This window comes from Archaeoglobus veneficus SNP6 (assembly GCF_000194625.1).
GTDB classification, from domain to species: Archaea; Halobacteriota; Archaeoglobi; order Archaeoglobales; family Archaeoglobaceae; genus Archaeoglobus_C; species Archaeoglobus_C veneficus.
Window position 1 is genome coordinate 1289789 of sequence record NC_015320.1, and the last position, 18038, is coordinate 1307826.

The 18038-nt window shown below is 46.1% G+C and carries 20 protein-coding genes; 13 read left to right on the forward strand and 7 right to left on the reverse strand.

The window, feature by feature from the left end; translation table 11 throughout:
• Window positions 1–24 precede the first annotated feature (24 nt).
• The gene (locus ARCVE_RS07225) at window positions 25–657 is read left to right on the forward strand and encodes a hypothetical protein (protein ID WP_013684115.1); all 633 of its coding nucleotides are present in this window, start codon (window positions 25–27) and stop codon (window positions 655–657) included.
• Here ARCVE_RS07225 and ARCVE_RS07230 read toward each other — a convergent pair.
• Both ARCVE_RS07230 and ARCVE_RS07235 read right to left on the reverse strand, forming a co-directional pair.
• A complete protein-coding gene (locus ARCVE_RS07230; protein ID WP_013684116.1) occupies window positions 654–1211 on the reverse strand; it encodes a PUA domain-containing protein in 558 nt (185 codons plus the stop codon). The two genes, ARCVE_RS07225 and ARCVE_RS07230, sit on opposite strands and share 4 nt — an antisense overlap.
• Window positions 1202–1594: a hypothetical protein gene (locus ARCVE_RS07235; protein ID WP_013684117.1), complete on the reverse strand. Its 393-nt coding sequence runs from the start codon at window positions 1592–1594 to the stop codon at window positions 1202–1204. The genes ARCVE_RS07230 and ARCVE_RS07235 overlap by 10 nt, the downstream gene beginning before the upstream one ends.
• Window positions 1595–1802: 208 nt before the next feature.
• Here ARCVE_RS07235 and ARCVE_RS07240 point away from each other — a divergent pair, with 208 nt between their 5' ends.
• Complete coding sequence (locus tag ARCVE_RS07240) at window positions 1803–2300, forward strand: amino acid-binding ACT domain-containing protein (protein WP_013684118.1); 498 nt, start codon at window positions 1803–1805, stop codon at window positions 2298–2300.
• Window positions 2301–2312: 12 nt separating this feature from the next.
• Here the strand turns inward: ARCVE_RS07240 and tatC are convergent, their stop codons facing one another.
• The gene (gene tatC / locus ARCVE_RS07245) at window positions 2313–3071 is read right to left on the reverse strand and encodes a twin-arginine translocase subunit TatC (protein WP_232215839.1); all 759 of its coding nucleotides are present in this window, start codon (window positions 3069–3071) and stop codon (window positions 2313–2315) included.
• An 84-nt stretch (window positions 3072–3155) separates the two neighbouring features.
• On the opposite strand from tatC, the gene argB reads away from it, so the two are divergent.
• From argB to ARCVE_RS07260, 3 genes are read left to right on the forward strand one after another with little or no spacing between them, the layout of a single operon-like run.
• A complete protein-coding gene (gene argB, locus ARCVE_RS07250) occupies window positions 3156–4028 on the forward strand; it encodes an acetylglutamate kinase (RefSeq protein WP_013684120.1) in 873 nt (290 codons plus the stop codon).
• A 5-nt stretch (window positions 4029–4033) separates the two neighbouring features.
• Window positions 4034–4834, forward strand: coding sequence for a sugar phosphate isomerase/epimerase family protein (locus ARCVE_RS07255; RefSeq protein ID WP_048085791.1), 801 nt, complete (start codon window positions 4034–4036; stop codon window positions 4832–4834).
• 5 nt (window positions 4835–4839) lie between these two features.
• Window positions 4840–6081: an ornithine cyclodeaminase gene (locus ARCVE_RS07260; RefSeq protein ID WP_013684122.1), complete on the forward strand. Its 1242-nt coding sequence runs from the start codon at window positions 4840–4842 to the stop codon at window positions 6079–6081.
• Between the two features lie 93 nt (window positions 6082–6174).
• On the opposite strand, the gene ARCVE_RS07265 is transcribed toward ARCVE_RS07260, so the two are convergent.
• Window positions 6175–6324: a 50S ribosomal protein L40e gene (locus ARCVE_RS07265; protein ID WP_013684123.1), complete on the reverse strand. Its 150-nt coding sequence runs from the start codon at window positions 6322–6324 to the stop codon at window positions 6175–6177.
• A gap of 385 nt (window positions 6325–6709) precedes the next feature.
• On the opposite strand from ARCVE_RS07265, the gene ARCVE_RS07270 reads away from it, so the two are divergent.
• From ARCVE_RS07270 to ARCVE_RS07305, 8 genes are all read left to right on the forward strand, one after another.
• Window positions 6710–7978, forward strand: coding sequence for an acetyl-CoA C-acetyltransferase (locus tag ARCVE_RS07270; protein WP_013684124.1), 1269 nt, complete (start codon window positions 6710–6712; stop codon window positions 7976–7978).
• A 163-nt stretch (window positions 7979–8141) separates the two neighbouring features.
• Window positions 8142–8510, forward strand: coding sequence for a response regulator (locus ARCVE_RS07275; protein WP_013684125.1), 369 nt, complete (start codon window positions 8142–8144; stop codon window positions 8508–8510).
• On the forward strand, window positions 8498–9532 hold the full coding sequence (locus ARCVE_RS07280) for a protein-glutamate methylesterase/protein-glutamine glutaminase (protein WP_013684126.1): 1035 nt from the start codon (window positions 8498–8500) through the stop codon (window positions 9530–9532). The genes ARCVE_RS07275 and ARCVE_RS07280 overlap by 13 nt, the downstream gene beginning before the upstream one ends.
• Window positions 9533–9534: 2 nt before the next feature.
• Window positions 9535–11475, forward strand: a complete 1941-nt coding sequence (locus ARCVE_RS07285; RefSeq protein ID WP_013684127.1) for a chemotaxis protein CheA — start codon at window positions 9535–9537, stop codon at window positions 11473–11475.
• An 11-nt stretch (window positions 11476–11486) separates the two neighbouring features.
• Entirely contained in the window at window positions 11487–12083 is a 597-nt protein-coding gene (locus ARCVE_RS07290) for a chemotaxis protein CheC (RefSeq protein WP_013684128.1), read from the forward strand.
• Between the two features lie 19 nt (window positions 12084–12102).
• On the forward strand, window positions 12103–12576 hold the full coding sequence (locus ARCVE_RS07295; protein WP_013684129.1) for a chemotaxis protein CheD: 474 nt from the start codon (window positions 12103–12105) through the stop codon (window positions 12574–12576).
• Window positions 12573–13328, forward strand: a complete 756-nt coding sequence (locus tag ARCVE_RS07300) for a CheR family methyltransferase (RefSeq protein WP_013684130.1) — start codon at window positions 12573–12575, stop codon at window positions 13326–13328. The genes ARCVE_RS07295 and ARCVE_RS07300 overlap by 4 nt, the downstream gene beginning before the upstream one ends.
• Window positions 13328–14020, forward strand: coding sequence for a hypothetical protein (locus ARCVE_RS07305; RefSeq protein ID WP_013684131.1), 693 nt, complete (start codon window positions 13328–13330; stop codon window positions 14018–14020). The genes ARCVE_RS07300 and ARCVE_RS07305 overlap by 1 nt, the downstream gene beginning before the upstream one ends.
• Window positions 14021–14209: 189 nt before the next feature.
• Here the strand turns inward: ARCVE_RS07305 and ARCVE_RS07310 are convergent, their stop codons facing one another.
• The 3 genes from ARCVE_RS07310 to flaJ are packed head-to-tail and all read right to left on the reverse strand — an operon-like array spanning window position 14210 to window position 18033.
• Window positions 14210–15109, reverse strand: coding sequence for a CheF family chemotaxis protein (locus tag ARCVE_RS07310; RefSeq protein WP_013684132.1), 900 nt, complete (start codon window positions 15107–15109; stop codon window positions 14210–14212).
• A 15-nt stretch (window positions 15110–15124) separates the two neighbouring features.
• The gene (locus ARCVE_RS07315; RefSeq protein ID WP_013684133.1) at window positions 15125–16330 is read right to left on the reverse strand and encodes a HEAT repeat domain-containing protein; all 1206 of its coding nucleotides are present in this window, start codon (window positions 16328–16330) and stop codon (window positions 15125–15127) included.
• Window positions 16327–18033 (reverse strand): archaellar assembly protein FlaJ, encoded by a 1707-nt coding sequence (flaJ, locus tag ARCVE_RS07320; protein WP_013684134.1) that lies wholly within the window; start codon window positions 18031–18033, stop codon window positions 16327–16329. The genes ARCVE_RS07315 and flaJ overlap by 4 nt, the downstream gene beginning before the upstream one ends.
• Window positions 18034–18038 lie beyond the last annotated feature (5 nt).

Genomic DNA, 18038 nt, shown 5'->3' on the forward strand with positions numbered 1-18038 from the left:
TACCACCATCGTAAGCTATAAACTATGACCAACGCAGACGTACTGCTAATCTCTGATCCTGGATATGAAGGGGTTTCTCTCCTGTTTAACCTTGCATCACAGTATTCCTCAAATATAGTTTGGATTGCTGCCGAACCACCGGCAATTATCGAATCTATAGTTTCTGCTTACGAATTCAAAGGTCGCCTCAATGTCGTCACACCTAAACAGTGGAGGGGCTATAACTTTGTCAACATAATGAACCTCAACGAGGTGAGCATAGCAATATCAAAAGCTGGAGAGGAGTTCAAGGAGTTTTCTCTAATAATTACACTTATTCCAGAGCTTTTACTCATACACGGACTGGAAAAAACGTATCTTTTCATGCTGAACACAATCTGGAAAATTCACAATCAAGGTGGCATAACATTCGCACTGCTGACTAAAGGGGCGCAAAGTGTGAGAGACGAGATAATGATGGAGAGACCTTTCGCCTGTGTACTCAGACTAAACAAGACACTCGCTGACTCCGGATGGATCAGAAAGCTCGTTATAGAAACGCCGATATCAACCATCAGTCAGGAGATCTACGAGATCCAGGTAAGTGGCTTCAGGGTTGATATGCCCGAGGAAATTAAGGAAGGGCTAATTCAGGCGCTAAAGGTTCGAAACCATTAGTACGCGTTGTACAGCTTTTCTTTTCTTAAATATTCTCCTCTATCCAATAGGTTCTCAACCACAACCCTATCAGGGTCCTTTTCCTTCATTTCCATCATTCGGTGCCAGTCAAATCTGCTTTTGCCTATGCCAAGAATGTCGCCATTTTCGTTGCAGACCATCACGATGTCGTTCTCGCCGGTATCTTCAGTTATCCCAATAACCGACGACGCAAAAACATCTCTGCCATAGAGAAACAGCATTTCTCCCTTCTCGCTCAGATATACCCGTTTACTCTCTTTCTTTGCAAGAAAAAAAGTTCCCTCAATGCTGAACCTGAACCTCCGCCCAACCTCTCCCAATTTTATGCCCGCATGCCTCAGATTGAGGCCAGGAAAGCGTTGCAAAAATTCGTCGAGTTCTCTTGCAAGCCCGAAGACTTCCTTTAGCTCTCCATCCCTTATCAGGATGACGTTGTTTTCGAGAAAGTCAAGAGAATCGTAGGCGGAGAGAGCTTTTTTTATTGTTTTTTCCTCTCTCCTCTTTGGTCCCCTGAGTCTGAAATCTACAACCATACTCTTCTCCTCAGGGCCCTGACAACAGAAGAGTAGTCGCCGTCTATTCTAAAGCTTTCAACTGTATTAATTATTACATCCCTGCCCTCAACATCGCGTAGCTCGCATTTCTCGCTAAAGACTACTTCCCCATTCGGCGACGCTTCAAACCCATCCATGTTCTCCTCGAGCCCTACAATTCTGTAGCTGCGCCTCAGGAAGTATGGTAGCGGCCTGTCGTCAAAGAACCTCAGCCTCGCCTCAGTCTCGTTGGCGATTATAGAGGTATTCATCGAGAGGGCAAGGGCATTTATTCCGATCTCCCTTTCGTCGAGTTCGCTACTAAAACCTCCTACCTTACTCACATACGTATCTGCCAAGATTTCCTTCGGGTAGAGGTACATCGGTGGTGTGCTTTTAAATTATTAAATATAAGGTTTTTGCTGAATGTCCTCTCTGAGATTAACCAAATTTACTAAGTATAACACTGTTCACAACATACCGACAGCCCCCCACCATCCTCAGAGCTTCTGAAGCTATGGTGCTGGCTACAATCCCGCCCAACAAAAACATTCGAAAACATTTTTTAGCCTCATTCATAATTTTGAGACAATGTGGAAAAGAATCGTGGAGAAGTTCGAGAGGTATCCATCTCAGATTGCTGTGGCGAGGGAGTTCCTGAGGCTTGGAATAAGTGTCAGGGATGGTAAAGCCTACTGCGGTAACATCGAACTTGTGCCGACCAAGATTGCAGAGGCAATAGGCGTTGACAGAAAGGTAGTCATAATGGCAATTCAGAACATCGAAAGCGACGAAGAGCTCAGAAGTGTATTTTCATCGCTGAAACCCGTTGCGAATATAACCGAGGTGGCACGCATACTTGGCTGCGGTGTTCTTGAGGTTTACGCCGATAGTCACAAGATAGGAATCGTTGCAGGAATATCCTCTATTCTCGCGAGGGAAGGTATCTCAATAAGGTTCATTCTCGGTGAAGATCCAGAGCTCAGCGTCGAGTCAAAACTGACGGTGGTAACAGACACTAAAATCCCCGGAAGACTCGTTGATGAGTTTCTTGCCATAGAAGGTGTCCAGAAGATAGTCATCAGCTGAGCTTCTGTTTTTTTAGACTGCTCGCCTTGTTCTCATCCCATTCTCCCGCTTCCCCTCCATGAGCCCTGCTATTGCTATACTCAGCTCGTACATGACAACGACGAGGCCGAGAATCACGATCTGGCTTAAGCCCGTTATGTCGAGGGTGACATTCGTTGCAAGAATGAAAACGGCAATGTAAATTATCAGCCTCTTCTCCTTCAACCACTTTGAGTCTATCAGACCGATCCGTACTGCAATAACCGCTAAAACCGGAATCTGAAAAGCTAGTCCAAAAGCAAGAAATATTTTGAATGCCCCGTAAAGTGTCTTTTTAACGGAAAGAAACGGCTCAGCTCCGAGATAGCTGGAGGTTGCGAGGCCGTAAAGCTTCGGAATCACGACGAAGTATGCGAGGGCTGTACCAAGGAGAAACAGCAGGTAAGAGAAGGGGAGAAAAGTCTTGACGAACTTCCGCTCGTGCTCGTAAAGTCCGGGTTTTGCAAACAGGTAGAGTTCGTAAACGATGTACGGATAGGCTACGAAAAACGTCAGGACGAAAGAGAAAGCGAGACGGGCCATTATCCACTCCGTCGGCGTGTAAACGACCATGTCAAGCTCCTCTCTGAAAACATCCATCCAGAATCTCTTGATCAGTTCGCTGGAGAACTGGAAAACGATGGCCATGCCTGCAACTATAACAATGAGCACCCTCGTCGTTCTGCTCTTTAACTCGGCCAGGTGCTCCCTGAGCTCCATTTCCCTGTCTTCAGGTGGATGTGCTGGATGCACGGCCAAGCTTGAAGTGCGTAGAACTTAACATTTCCGCAATAGGAATCATCGAAAAATCTATAACCCTGCTATTGAGCTACGAACATGGAAAAAGTCGAGGCAATAGTAGAAGCCTTACCCTTCATAAAAGAATTCCACGGCTCCTGCATGGTCATTAAAATTGGTGGGCACGCGATGGTGAGTGAAGACGTACTCGAGAAAACTATCCGCGATATCCTGCTACTCTACTTCGTCGGTATCAAGCCTGTCGTCATTCATGGCGGTGGGCCGGAAATCACGGAAAAGATGGAGAGACTTGGCATAAAGCCCAAGTTTGTTGATGGGTTGAGAGTTACCGACAAGGAGACGATGGAAATCGTAGAGATGGTTCTCGATGGCAAGATCAACTCGAAAATCGTCACAACTTTCATTAAGAATGGGGGAAAAGCTGTAGGACTTAGCGGGAAAGACGGTCTGCTCGTCGTTGCGAAGAAGAAAGTTAAGAAGAAAAAAGAGGGAGATAGGGAAATAATAATAGACCTCGGTTACGTTGGCGAAACAGAATACGTCAACCCCGAGATTCTTCAAATTCTCATAGAGAAGGGGTTCATTCCTGTCGTTTCACCTGTTGCTGCAGACCTTGAAGGAAACTGCTACAATCTCAACGCAGATCTCGTTGCAGGCAACATAGCCGCTGCTCTGAAGGCGAAGAAGCTCATAATGCTGACAGACGTTCCGGGAATACTTTCAGACCTCAGCGACAAAGCATCACTCATAACGAGGATTAGGGCAGACGAACTCGAGCAGATGCTGAAGGAGGGCAAACTCAGGGGAGGAATGGTTCCGAAAGTGGAAGCAGTTCTTACAGCGCTGAGAGGGGGGGTCGAGAGAGCCCATATAATAGACGGTTCGCGCGAACACTCCATTCTCCTTGAGCTATTCACGAGGAAGGGAATAGGAACAATGGTGGAGCCGTGAGCTGCATGAAAGTTGAACTTGGGATTCAGCCCGACATAGCGCACAAGCCAAAAGAAGCATTCGAATTTGCTGCAAACAACGGTTTTTCACATATCGAGCTTTTAATGGATCATCCCTACTACTCCCTCGAGAACCTGAGCTACGCGGAAGTTCTCGAGCTTAAGGGGAGCTACGACCTCGAAGTTCTCCTGCACGCTCCCGCAACTTCCACCAACTTTATATCCACAAGCAGCCTGATGAGGAAGGCAAGTTACGCTGAACTCGAAAGGACGATGAGTTTTGCCGAAAGATGCGAAGCCAAGCTTGTAACCGTGCACATTGGCTGGAATCCAGGCTTTATAACTGCAAGAGGTTTCGTTTTTCAGGAGGAAATATACTCAAGACACAACTACGAGGTTTTGACGAGAGAGTTTTATGCGTTTGCAAAGTACTATGGCGAAATGCTCGCCATCGAGAATACCATAAGATTCGACGAGTCCTTAAGCAGGGCTCTTGAATTCCTCCTCGAAAACACAGACGTTGCCCTCACGTTTGACATTGGTCACTACTACGCTAAAGGAGACCACGATGTATTCCTGAGGCACTTCGACAGAGTGAGGAACATACACCTCCACGACAACAATGGCGAGATTGATTCCCACCTGCCTCTCGGCCATGGCAACGTCGACCTCAGCATAATCCCCAACAGCTATGAGGGTTACGCTACCATAGAAGTGAGGGACGAAGAAGCGATACTCGAGTCGAAGAGGTACTTCGAAGAGTGGACGAAAAAATGTAAAAAAGATGAAAGAAACGAACGGGCGTGAAAAAGATGAACGCAAGAGAAGTTGAGTTTGAAGGCCATCTTATAGACTCCATGATTCTACCGAAAGCACTCGATGCAATTCTCGACCTCGAGGGCGAGTTTGAAATCCTCGAGTTCAGAATCGGGAAGAAGAAGGAAGACCACAGCTACGCAAGGCTTCTTGTCGTTGGCAGGGACGAACAACACCTGCAAAAAATACTCCACGTCCTGCACAGGATCGGAGCGAAAATCCCCGAAGCAGAAGAGGTCGAACTCAAACCAGCTCCTGCGGATAAAGTCCTTCCAGAGAACTTCTACGTCACGACGAACCACCCCACCTTCGTTAATTATAAAGGAAAATGGTTGCAGGTAGAAGGAATAGGGATGGACAAGGTTATTGCAATCAGAAACGGCAAGGCCGTTTGCCTTTTCCTGAACGAGGTGAAGAAGGGCGATTTGATAGTGGTCGGCGAAAAAGGTGTCAGAGTTGTGCCGCCCGAAAGACCGAGGAAAGTCTCCCACTTCCAGTTTATGGGGGGCAGCGTTTCCTCCGAGAGACCCACCGAAGAGCTGATTGAAATAATTGCAGAGGAAATCATAAACCTCAAGCGGAACGGTGGCAGGGTTGCTGTCGTAGCTGGCCCAGCGATAGACCATACCGGGGCAAGAAATGCTCTCGCCGGCATGATAAGAGATGGCTACATCGATTTGCTGCTTTCCGGTAACGCTCTTGCAGTTCACGACATTGAACTATCAATTTTCGGTACCTCGCTTGGCATGGATTTAAGAACAGGCAGGCCTGTGCCTGGCGGCAACAGACACCACCTCTACACAATAAGCAAGGTGATCGCAGCAGGAGGGATAAGAAAGGCTGTCGAGGCTGGGATAATCAAGGACGGCATCATGTACGAGTGTGTCAAGAACAACATTCCTTTCATCCTCGCAGGCTCGATAAGAGATGATGGGCCACTACCCGAAGTCATAACAGACGTAATGGTAGCGAAGAAGGCCATGCGCGAAGCCCTTCAGAATATAGACATGGTTATCATGCTCGCCACAATGCTGCACTCAATTGCCGTTGGCAACCTCCTGCCATCCACTGTAAAAACGATATGTGTGGACATAAACCCAGCAACAGTAACGAAGCTTATGGACCGCGGTACAGCTCAGGCTATCGGTGTCGTTACGGACGTCGGGCTCTTTGTTCCGCAGCTTTACGAGAAGCTGAAGGAGAAAGAGAGGGAGAAGCGCGAAATTATGGAAGAATAAACTGGCTCGATTTTAATCCATTCTATTTTTAAGGCTTATAGACAAGATAAAACATGAAATAACAAACAGAAGCCTAAAATTAAAATTAAGGGGTTACTTACCCCTTCTCTCCTTCGACTTCGGCCTCAGGCCCTTGTATCCACACTTTCTGCAGGTTTTGGCCCTTATGGGATTTCGAGCATTACAGCGCATGCAGATTTTAACGTTAAACAGTCTCGCTTCAGCTTCAGGAAATCTCGCCATTATCGTCACCCCATGCAGCCTCTGGCTATTGTTATTTAAGGGTTTTGTATGCCCTATACTCTTGAGACAGTACTCTTCCTGAAATACATAACTTTTGCAAAGGATGTCAGGAAATAATAATAGTGAGCATCAATTAATAAACGAAACGGCCCGCACAACTGGACTATTACGAACTGGAATTACAACGGAACCGCAAAGGCAGTAGTGTGGGGTAACACCTCTGGCAACGGAACTACATCTTATGGCACCATAGTGTGGCCAGGTAACGTAGGAGACATATACAGCTAATACTTCTCTTATTCAACTCTCCCCCAATTTTCTGAACAATTCTATTTAAAAATAATGCTGAAAAAAATTTTATTAACCCCCTGTCATGCCAGCCAGCATGGACGCTGTTGTTGTCGGTGCAGTAAGAACGCCAGTTGGAAGATTCGGTGGAGCTTTGAAAGACTTTCAGGCTTACGAACTTGGAGCCATAGCAATTAAAGGGTTACTCAAAAAACTCAACCTCAAGCCCATCTCCAGCCAGGAAGAATACCCCAGCAAATTGCATAAAGGAAGAATAGACCTCGAGGAGAAGTACTACGATTACGACGGCATCGAGATAGAAATCGACGAGGTTATAATGGGCAACGTTTTGCAGGCAGCTCAGGGCCAGAATCCTGCGAGACAGGCTGCTATTTTCGCTGGAATACCGAAAGAAGTGCCAGCATTCACAGTGAACATGGTGTGTGGAAGTGGTTTGAAGGCCGTTGCCCTTGCAGCCCAGAGTATAGCTATCGGTGAGAGTGACGTAATCGTAGCGGGTGGAATGGAGTCCATGAGCAACGCTCCCTATGCATTAACGAAGGCGAGATGGGGCTACAGAATGTTCAATGGAGAACTATTAGACCTCATGGTTCACGACGGCCTGTGGGAAAAGTTCTACGGCTACCACATGGGTGTAACCGCTGAAAACATCGTCGAGCTTTACGGAATAAGCAGGGAGGAGCAGGACAGGCTTGCGTACGAGAGCCACATGAGGGCTGTAAAAGCGATAGACGAGGGAATTTTCAGGGAAGAAATAGTACCTGTAACAGTTCAGACGAAGGTTGGAACCGTAACCATAGACACCGATGAACATCCACGAAGAGATACAAGTATCGAAAAACTGGCAAAACTCCCACCGGTTTTCAAAAAAGATGGTACAATCACTGCCGGCAACGCGAGCGGTGTGAACGACGGTGCTGCTGCCCTTATACTCATGAGCGAGGAGAAGGCAAAGGAGTTGAATTTGAAGCCGATGGCGAGAATCGTCAGCTATGCGTGTGCTGCAATAGACCCAGCTTACATGGGTCTCGCACCCATTCCAGCAATAAAGAAGGCTGTAAAGAAAGCAGGACTTAGCATAGAGGAAATTGACCTCATCGAGCTAAACGAAGCTTTTGCAGCCCAAGCAATAGCGGTAATGAAAGAACTAAATCTTGATCCAGAAAAAACGAATGTCCACGGAAGCGGAATATCCCTCGGCCATCCGATAGGGGCAACGGGAGCAAGGATAACGACTACTCTCCTCCACGAAATGCAGAGAAGAAAAGCAAAGTACGGCCTTTCAGCACTCTGTATCGGCGGCGGTATGGGAATTGCCATGGTATTCGAGTCCTATTCACATTGAATATTATTTTTTAAATTTACTGGATATTATTATTCTACTTCCTGAAATTTTTTAGTGAATCTATACCGGCAGCAGCAGTTCTCAGGATATCATTATCATATGAGAATGAGGCATAACCTTAATATACTTCTTTTAATACTCATTATTGTGAGGAGGGAAGTAAATGGTAGTGAAGATACTGATAGTTGACGACTCCCAATTCATGAGAAAGCTGCTAAGGAGAATTCTGGAGGGGCAATCTGGGTACACTGTTGTTGGCGAGGCAGAAAACGGAGTCGAAGCTGTACAACTGTTCAAAGAACTCCAGCCAGATGTAGTTATGATGGATATCGTCATGCCGATAAAAGATGGAATCTCAGCAACTGCAGAGATCAAACAGATTAACCCGAAGGCAAAGGTTGTTATGTGTACGTCAGTAGGCCAAGAAGAAAAAATGAAACAGGCCATAAAGGCGGGAGCAGATGGCTACATAACGAAACCTTTCCAGGGGCCGAAGGTGATTGAGGCTCTGCAGGGGGTATTGCGATTATAAGGGTTCTTGTTGTTGACGACTCCAAGTTCATGCGGACTATTATTTCGGACATTCTCAACTCTGATCCTGAGATAGAGGTCATTGGCGAGGCCTGTGACGGCGTAGAGGCCATTGAGAAAGTAAAGGAGCTGAAGCCAGACGTAGTCACAATGGACGTAGAGATGCCAAGAATGGACGGGCTAACAGCTGTAAGCGAGATAATGAAACTCCAAAACCCGCCCGCAATAGTCATGCTGAGTGCGCTTACACAGGAGGGTGCCGATGCAACTTTTGAGGCTCTGAAGCGTGGTGCCGTCGATTTTATGCCTAAACCTTCCGGCACTGTTTCACCGGATTTAAGAAAGAAGGGGCTCGAGCTAATAGAGAAGATTAAAAATGCTGCTGTTGCGAAGGTTTCCATCTATAAGAGAGTTGTGAAGCCTAAACCAAAGATTAAATTTGTTACCCCACTCGGAAAACTTGTTGTTATTGGGGCTTCCACAGGAGGCCCACCTGTTGTTGAGGAGATTATGTCATCTCTTCCACTGTCAGCAAGATTTCGAGTGGTTATTGTCCAGCACATGCCAAAGGGTTTCACAAGCAGGTTTGCAAAGCGCCTCGATTCAGTTTCGGATTACGAAGTCAGAGAAGCTGTAGATGGCGATAAGCTCACTGGAGGGGTTGCACTCGTCGCACCTGGTGACTATCATCTCGTCCTCGAAAAGAGCAATGGAGATATAACAGTCCGGCTAAACAAAGATCAGCCAATAAACGGTGTAAGGCCATCTGTAGAGCCAACACTAATCTCAGCCGCCCGTGTTGACGGGCCTAACACGATTGCTGTCATTCTCACTGGAATGGGTAAAGATGGACAGGTTGGTGTTCAGTTTGTTAAAAAAGCCGGTGGAAAGGTAATAGCCCAGAGTAAAGAATCGTGTGTTGTTTTTGGAATGCCCAAACGGGCAATTGAGACCGGTTGCGTTGATGTGGTTGCTGACATTCCTGATATTGTTAACGCCATACTCAAACTCGCGGGGGCGTAAGTATGAACGAGTACCTGGAAGCTTTCGTTGAGGAGAGCAAGAGTCTGATTACCGACCTGAACAATCTCCTCTTAGAGCTGGAGAAAGGAGGAGATGTCGAAGTAATGAACTCTATTTTCCGCATAGCTCACACTCTCAAAGGTAACAGCGCTGCTATGGGCTTTGAGAGCATGTCGGAGCTCGCCCATGCTATTGAAGACTTGCTCGATGCTCTGAGGCAGGGTAAGACACAACTCGATGACGAAATAATGAATCTAATTTTCGATGGCGTAGATACCCTCGAAAACATGCTTGGAGAGGTCATGGAATCCGGACAACCACAATCAGACCCGAGCGAACTCATATCACGGATAAGAGGTGAACTCGAAAAAAGGCTAAGTGGGGAGAAGGAGGAGAAAAAGGAGGAGAAAGTTCAGAGAATAGAAGGAGAAGGTACCCACGTTGAGATAAGTATCGACCCCGCATCCCAGATGAAGGGAATAGACGCAATGATAATCCTGAAAAATGTCGAAGATGTGGCGGAGATAGTCGCTACCTCCCCCGCAAGAGAAGAAATCGAAGATGGGAAGTTCAATTCCTCTTTCCAGCTCCTTCTCAAAGGTGATGTCACAAAGATAAAGGAAGTCCTGCAAAAATTACCTCAAGTAAAGGAGTTCAAAGTCGATGAAAGAACTGAGACCAAGCCTGAAAGTGAAGAAAAAGTAGAAGAGTTAGTAGACAAAAAACCAGAGGAGGAAAAAGAGAAAACTGGAGAAGCAGAAGCGAAAGAAACAAAGAAGGATATTAAAAAAGATATTAAAATAAAGACGGACAAGATTCAGTCAGTCAGAATAAGCGTTCAGAAGCTCGACGAACTGATGAACCTGGTTGAGGAACTCGTTGTCAGAAAGTTAAAACTTGAAAACTCATTACCACCGGAACTGAGAAGAGGTATAGAAAGAGAGTTTTCAGTTTTTGACAGAGTCATAAGCCGGCTCCAGGACACAGTAATGGATCTCAGGCTTATACCACTAAAGCACGTGGTTGACAGGCTTCCACGAGTTGTCAGAGACCTAAGCCACTCCCTCGGCAAGGAAGTCGATTTCGAGATAATCGGAGCAGACGTTACAGTTGACAGAACAGTCCTGGACAAGATCCAGGATCCCCTTATACACCTGCTGAGAAACGCAATAGACCACGGTATAGAGCCACCCGAAGAGAGAGAAAAACTTGGAAAACCAAGGAGAGGGAAGGTACGACTTGTAGCTGAAAAAATGAAGGATCACGTTGTCATAGAGATTTCTGACGACGGTAGAGGACTCGATGCTGAAAAGATAAAGAAGAAGGCTGTTGAGATAGGTCTGATTACTCCCGAGAGAGCACAGGAGATGAGCGATGAAGAGGCATATAATCTGATATTCCAGCCTGGATTCAGCACAAAAGAGAAGGTAACAGACGTTTCCGGTAGGGGCGTGGGAATGGATATCGTAATCAACACTGTTCGTTCCCTTGGCGGTTCTGTAGAGGTTAAATCTGAAAAAGGAAAGGGTACGACTGTCAGACTGAGACTACCGCTTACCATGGCAATCATGCAGGTTCTTCTCATCAGAGTCGGCCATGAGAAATATGGACTTCCACTAAAGGATATAATGGAAGTAAAACCTGTATCGAGATGTGAAATAAGAAGCATTGCAGGAGTTGACAAGCTTATTACGAGAGACGGAATAATCCCCGTCATCCATTTGGCGAAGGCCCTCAATGTACAGTCCAATGGAGGCAAGATGGTTATAATCACCTCCTCTTTCGAGCGCACTGTTGCCCTCATTTGCGATGAGGTGCTGTCTCAGAAGGAGGTGGTAGTAAAGTCACTTGGGGGTGTTTTGAGGGGAATTCAGGGTATTTCTGGAGTCTCCATCCTTGGTGAAGGAGAAGTCGTGCCCATACTGGATGTAAACTCTCTTTAGGAGGTGGTAGCATGAAAGTAGACCTTTACAAGCTTGCAAAAATGAATGAAATGGCAAAAGAAGGCGCAAGAAGGGTTGCAGAGAACCTTTCGGCAATGCTCGGCATGGATGTACAGATGAAAATAACAAAGATAGACTTCGTCACACTGAGCGACATACCCGAGGAGATCGGCGACGAAGAGATGGTAGGTGTCTACCTGATGTTTCATGGAACCCCTTCTGGACACCTCATGGTTCTGTTCCCGGTAGCGAGTGCCAAGAAAGTAGCAAGCCTACTGCTTGCAGGGATTGGAGAAGATAACGGAACGGGAGAAGGGTTTACAGACCTCGATAAGTCTGCAATAAGCGAAGTAGGGAACATCATAACGAGTTCATTCATCGACGGATGGGCAAACGTGCTGAAGACAGAGATAGATATCTCCACACCCCATCTAATTCACGATATGGGCTCGGCAGTAATAGACCCGATAATTGTGGAACTTGCAAAGGAGCATGACCACGCCTTCGTTTTCAATAGCAGCATCACAGCCCAAGACAAGGACATTACCTGCCAGATTTACGTATTCCCGGACATGAACAAGCTCGTAGAGGCGCTCGAGAGACTCTGATAAAAGTGTCCGGGATACTATGGCAGAGAGGATTAGAGTGAGAATGGCCGAGTACAAAGTGTGCAATAGTGGAGGGATACTTGTTACCACAGTTGGTTCCTGCGTTGCTATAGGTCTTGTTGATCCCGTAGCAGGTGTTGGAGGTTTGGCACACATCATGCTTCCAGAGGCAAATGGAAAAAGCGATGCTGTAGGAAAATACGCAGATACAGCGATCCCGGCAATGCTCAAGGAAATGGAGAAGAAAAGAGCAAAAAAGGAGAGAATTATAGCAAAGATAGCCGGAGGGGCAAGGATGTTCAACTTCAGTTCCGATAAAATGGAGTACGTGGGAGACAGAAACGTAGAGGCTGTTAGAAGGATTCTGAAAAAGTATGGAATCAGAATTGCTGGAGAAGACGTTGGAAAAAACCATGGAAGGACTGTAGAGTTCCATACGTCAGACGGCAGGATGATAATAAAAAGAGCTAACGAGGTGATTAAGGAGTTATGACCGATGTTTTAAGCTTTGTAAAAAACGAGCTTGGACTGAGAGCCTATAAAGATAGCTACCTCATGAGGAGAATAAACGCCAGAATGATAAGAAGAGGTATCAGAGACACAGAGGAATATCTCAAGATTCTACAAGAAGATAAGGAAGAAATTCGCGCTCTTAAGGACGCGCTGAGTATTAATGTGACGGCCTTCTTCAGAAACCCGGAAGTGTGGCAGAAGCTAAAGGAGATCTTGGAAGAAGATGACACACCAATAAAGGCCTGGAGTGCAGCCTGTGCAGATGGAAGAGAACCGTATTCCCTCGCCATGCTCTGCGAGGAAATTGGCCGAGACATAAAGATAATTGCCACCGATATAGACGAGGACGCACTGGCCGCGGCAAGGAGGGGTGTGTATGAAGACTCCAGCGTTACAAACCTCATGAAAGAACTCTCGTTCATCGGAAATATTGAAAAGTACGTGGAAATAGATGGTAAAACATTCAGAGTGAAGCCGTCCATAAAGAGAAAAGTAACCTTCATGAGACACGATATGATAAGGAACGCTCCCCCTGCTTCAGACTTCGATCTCGTGTTGTGTAGAAACTTCCTGATATACATCGAACCTGAGTACAAACCAAAGGTTACTGAGAACCTGTACCTTGCACTCAAGAAAGGCGGAATCCTTGTTCTCGGGAAGACCGAAAGCTTGCCTGTGGAAGGATACTTCGAAGCTGTTGATAGAATAAACAGAATATACAGGAGGGTCTGATGGAGTTTGAAACACAGTACAAAATTTTCGTTGTCGCCCTTCTCCTTGGGGTCTGCTTCTACGTCGCTGGAGACGCTCTTACGTCCGCACTACTTGACGGAAGCGAAGTTTTTCTCACATCTTTCTTCATAAAGCTGGGAACCAAAATAGCCATTTTTGCAGTTGTTCTTCTCGCATCGCTGTTCCTCCTCGGAATTGGAACTATACTCGGCCCGAACCTTCCAAAGCTCAGCGATGTCCATCTGGTATACGCGCACCTGACACTCCTTTCAGCCTTTGCGGTCTACGGTATGTACCTCACTGCCGACAATCTGCTCGTGTACTTTAACGGTGTTAGACTTGTTGAATTGCTTCCTTTCTTCGTCCCGATGTACGTGTCCGTTTTTGGTTACGACGTTATGACGAGACATCTTCTGATTGTCATCGCAGTCATAGCCGCAGCAATAAAAGATCTGGTCGATTTGATGCAAGGAGGCAAGGAGGAGGTAGAAGAAGAGGAAGAAGAGAGCGAGGGTGAAGCAGAAGAGTCAGAGGAGATAGTTGAGTCAGAGAAATCTGCAGACGAGACGGGGAGGAGTGAAAAACCCGTGGAAGAAAACGAAGTACAGGAAATTGAGAAAACAGAAGAAACCGAAGTATCACAAACGGAAGCAGAAAAAACGCCAATGAAGAGGAAAGAGCAGAAACATTAGAATCCGAGGAAATCGAAGAAGAGGTCATAGACGTTAAAGAAGTTGAAACCGAAGAAGGAGATGTAGCGGAATCTGAAATCTTAGAAGGTGCCTCAGAAGACATCCCAGGAGTATCAGAAGAGTTTGAAGGCTTTGAGGAGTTCAATCCCGACGAAGTAGAGTTCGAGGAGTCGGAAGAGGATAGTTAAACTATTCAGAGCCAAGTGCCTCGCTCGCCAAATTCTTACCTCTCGTTGTCAGAACGACTTCCTTTCTCTTCCTCACCTCTTTCAAAACACCAAGCTGAATGAGACGATCGTATATCTCCTCAACCTGATCAACGTCCAAACCGAGGAAGTTGGGGATTTCAAATGGAGAAACTCCCGTGTAGAGAGACATTATTATCTGTTTTTCTGTCTCGGACAGCTCTATGTCTGCTGCAACCTTATCAAAGCCACCAAATATGAATTGCTGGAGTATGTTCAGTATTTCGTCTCTGGCATATATGTACGCCTCCACCGTAAATTCCATGTTGTTCTCGACTTCTGAAAACTGGATATCAAGCACCTTCTTCATTTCACCATTGACATCTCTTTCGTCTCTTCTAACAAGCTGAATCTTATCCAGATCTATTTTGATGAACTTTCCCGATTCCGTAACCAGCCTTATTTTATTGTCCTTAACTGCAATCTGTGCCTTCTCCCACTTAACGTTTCTCTGAACCACGCCACCTTTAGTAACAGGGTACTTAACCAGCACTATCTTTCTGTTGAGAAGGAGTTCTATGAGAGAAAGCTTGAATCTTTCAAGGTCCTGTCTTTTGCTGGATGTTATTAAACTCACGAGTTTTTCGTTTTTTGGCCCGATATGCTTTATGAGAAGATAAAAGGGGGTGTGAGCAATCTCGGTATTCAGGTCGAGTCTTCCGCCTATATCAACGATCCTCGTAAGAGGTATTTTCTTCTTTCTATCTTTTCCAATCAGCCAGATGTTAAGGTTTGAGAGAATTAATCTTCCGGGAACCCAAGCAGCATCTCTGAATCTCTTTCCATCAGACGCTGCCGGAGATATAAACCTTCCAATTATGTCTTCAACTTTTACTTCCTTCATTGCCACGATTATTATTTAGGAAATCGCTCTCTTAAGCTTTTCGGCACGTTTTATCTTGTTCAAGGCCTGAAAAGCCATGCTTCTGACTCTATCGCTCGGGTCTTCGAGAGCGAGGTTCAGATGCTCCTTAGCCCTTATATCACCTATCTCACCAAGTATCCAGCACACCAGCCTTCTTATCTCTTCGTCGTTGTGCCGTATCATGTCGAGTAGCGGTTCAACAGCCTTAGATCCCATTTTAACGAGAGAAGTTGCCGCAAGTCTCCTTTCCTCCGCCTTTCCAAATTCAAGAGCCTTGAGAAGTTGCGGAAGTCCCTTTGGATCACCGAGCTGTCCAAGGAGCCATATTGCATTCTTCCTTATTGCAGCATTCTCAGTCTTGTCGAGGACATCTATGATCACATCAGCTATATCCTTCACTTCTGTAAGTCCTTCACTAATTTTCTTCCTTACCGCCTCGCTCCTTGCAGGGGGTACTCTTGAAAGACAGCCCATCAAAGCCTGAATTGCAGCAATTCTAACATCTCTCACCGGGTCTTTCATTGCTTCAAGCAGGTAATCTACAGCAGCTTCGCCTCCCTTCTCGAGGACTATTGCTGCAAGTTCTCTGACTCTCGCATCGCTGTCTTTTAGGGCTTCCGCAATTTCATCAACCTCGTCTGCAATTTCCATATCGGCAAGCGCTTCAAGAGCAGCCTTTCTAACTTCCACGTTTTCATCTTTTAGCCTCTCAACGAGGGCATCAACTGCAGCACTGTTTCCGAGCATGCCAAGGGCCATCGCAGCAGCCCTTCTCACCTCCGGCGCTTCGTCTTCGAGAGCATCAATGAGGTGTGGCAAACACCTCGTATCTCCGAGCCTGCCCAGTGCAATTGCAGAATTCATCCTTATCGACGCATCATCGCTCTTCAGCGTTTTTATAAGTCTATCAACAAGAACCCAGGTTGCACCCTTTATCTTACGACCCTCAAGTTTTTCAAGGAGCATTCTGAGGGCTTTCTCATCCGCCCACGCTATCGATTTCGCTGCGGCGTTCCTCACTTCTTCATCTTCATCTTCGTTGATTAGGATTGATATGAGCTCCTTATACGCCCTCTCGCCACCTATGTCTCCGAGGATTTCCGCTGCTCTCGCTCTTACAGCCTGACTTTTGGAATTCCTAAGTACTTCAATAAGTGTGTCAATGTCCTTTTTCTTCTCGAGCTCATAAAGCCTGATCATGCGAGTTCACCTATCTTTATCATTGAACCTATGCCCAGATCTGTTGCAAGGGCTGAGAGGGCAGATATCCAGAGCATTACCACAAAGTGGAAGTACGCATTAACCTGGTGTCCTCCATCCACGATCTTTATCATGACCGAAGATAGCATGGAGTGAACTATAAGTAGGAGCGCTATTATGAAGTTGACCTGCGGAATGTTGTACTGCTGTAGGCTGAGTATGCTCGCAGATGGCACACCCTCGGGCAGGTTCATGTTTATAACCTGCAGGGAGTTTGCCATGAGTTCTATAACCTCAACGCCGACGTAAAGAGCAAATGCCAGACTTGCTGTTATGCCGTAAAGAACACCGATGAGCGTGGTTGTGGTCTGATTGCGATGCATTCTGAGAGCATTTATTCTTTCGACGTTCTTGGCTATTATGTTTCCGATCTTCTCCGGAACTCCACCTTTAATACGGGCATCCATGTACATTTCACTGAAGCGATGAATAATGAACGTCTCGCACTCCCTCATGAACATTCTCCAGGAGTATTCCTGACTTATTCTCATGTTTAGCCTTTTGTACAGGTTCCTCACCTTCTCTGTCAGCGCACCAAAATCCTTGTACTGCAGAGTCTTCAATGCATGAGTTGTTGTCGTCTGCTTGGCTGTTTCAGCAGCTCCGAGGGAACGAATAAAGCTTGGATAGTGCTTGTCCCGCTCTCTCAAGATTTTCTCTATCTTTCTCGAAACCATACCTGGAATTATTAAAGGAGTCAAAGGCAACACAAGCTGCATTATCAGCGGCATGGGCTTGTTTATTATGGGAAGAGTCGTTGGAATTGTTCCAAGAAACATCAGAGCTACAACTACACACAGTACAGCCACTCCAATCAGTGCGATGAAAATGTACAAATCGAGCTTTCTTTCTGACTCAGTCTTTGTGTCAAACTTTGCCCACAGCGGATCATTTGGAATGCGGGTTTTCATCGCATAGAGAAAGCCCGTTTCGGTCACTGCGAAGAGTACCAGAGTTATCAGCAGCATGAATAGCGGGTCCGTTCCTGTCAGAGCTGGCAAAATTGTGGCGAATACCACCGCAAACGCTATTGACAGAACCATAGAAAGGAAGAGATCCTTGAAGATGTCTACATCCTTGAGGGCGTTGAAGTACATCGTCTCGAATTCTGTCATTAACACATCCTGTTCTGCCATGAGAAACTCTTCCACTGGCTGGCCAGCATCGATATTGTAGGCAAATCTCTCCAGAAAGTCACGAAAGATTTTACTCGGGCAGCGTTTTGCCTGAAACTTACATGCTTCTGGTAGGCTGAGACCCCACTCCCTCACGAGTTTTACTATCTTCCTTGCCTGATTTGCCAGTTCCTCAAACTCCTTCTTTTCCGCTATTTTTTCGAAAAGGGCCACTCTGTCAACTTCAGCAGTGGCGAGAACACCAATATGTGTGATGAACAGATGTAGATTCTGATCTATTTCTATTCTCTTCTTGTCAGCTACGATCTTCGGATAAAGCAGAGCGAGGAGAATACCAAATAGCGGTATCAGAAGGAATATAAAGGACATATTACCCACGAGCGGGCCAAGTAGATAGTAAAACAGAAGGCTTGAGATGATGGAGATTACTACAAGTGGTGCAGCAAACTTTACGAAGTAATCCCTTGCACTTATTCCGATTATCCTGAAAAGGTCTGCATACTCCACAGTAT

Bases quoted from the DNA above. Each gene is read 5' to 3' on its own strand.
- ARCVE_RS07225 (WP_013684115.1), top strand. From the start codon at position 25: ATGACCAACGCAGACGTACTGCTAATCTCTGATCCTGGATATGAAGGG.
- ARCVE_RS07230 (WP_013684116.1), bottom strand. From the start codon at position 1,211: ATGGTTGTAGATTTCAGACTCAGGGGACCAAAGAGGAGAGAGGAAAAA.
- ARCVE_RS07235 (WP_013684117.1), bottom strand. From the start codon at position 1,594: ATGTACCTCTACCCGAAGGAAATCTTGGCAGATACGTATGTGAGTAAG.
- ARCVE_RS07240 (WP_013684118.1), top strand. From the start codon at position 1,803: ATGTGGAAAAGAATCGTGGAGAAGTTCGAGAGGTATCCATCTCAGATT.
- argB (WP_013684120.1), top strand. From the start codon at position 3,156: ATGGAAAAAGTCGAGGCAATAGTAGAAGCCTTACCCTTCATAAAAGAA.
- ARCVE_RS07255 (WP_048085791.1), top strand. From the start codon at position 4,034: ATGAAAGTTGAACTTGGGATTCAGCCCGACATAGCGCACAAGCCAAAA.
- ARCVE_RS07260 (WP_013684122.1), top strand. From the start codon at position 4,840: ATGAACGCAAGAGAAGTTGAGTTTGAAGGCCATCTTATAGACTCCATG.
- ARCVE_RS07265 (WP_013684123.1), bottom strand. From the start codon at position 6,324: ATGGCGAGATTTCCTGAAGCTGAAGCGAGACTGTTTAACGTTAAAATC.
- ARCVE_RS07270 (WP_013684124.1), top strand. From the start codon at position 6,710: ATGGACGCTGTTGTTGTCGGTGCAGTAAGAACGCCAGTTGGAAGATTC.
- ARCVE_RS07275 (WP_013684125.1), top strand. From the start codon at position 8,142: ATGGTAGTGAAGATACTGATAGTTGACGACTCCCAATTCATGAGAAAG.
- ARCVE_RS07285 (WP_013684127.1), top strand. From the start codon at position 9,535: ATGAACGAGTACCTGGAAGCTTTCGTTGAGGAGAGCAAGAGTCTGATT.
- ARCVE_RS07290 (WP_013684128.1), top strand. From the start codon at position 11,487: ATGAAAGTAGACCTTTACAAGCTTGCAAAAATGAATGAAATGGCAAAA.
- ARCVE_RS07295 (WP_013684129.1), top strand. From the start codon at position 12,103: ATGGCAGAGAGGATTAGAGTGAGAATGGCCGAGTACAAAGTGTGCAAT.
- ARCVE_RS07300 (WP_013684130.1), top strand. From the start codon at position 12,573: ATGACCGATGTTTTAAGCTTTGTAAAAAACGAGCTTGGACTGAGAGCC.
- ARCVE_RS07305 (WP_013684131.1), top strand. From the start codon at position 13,328: ATGGAGTTTGAAACACAGTACAAAATTTTCGTTGTCGCCCTTCTCCTT.
- ARCVE_RS07310 (WP_013684132.1), bottom strand. From the start codon at position 15,109: ATGAAGGAAGTAAAAGTTGAAGACATAATTGGAAGGTTTATATCTCCG.
- ARCVE_RS07315 (WP_013684133.1), bottom strand. From the start codon at position 16,330: ATGATCAGGCTTTATGAGCTCGAGAAGAAAAAGGACATTGACACACTT.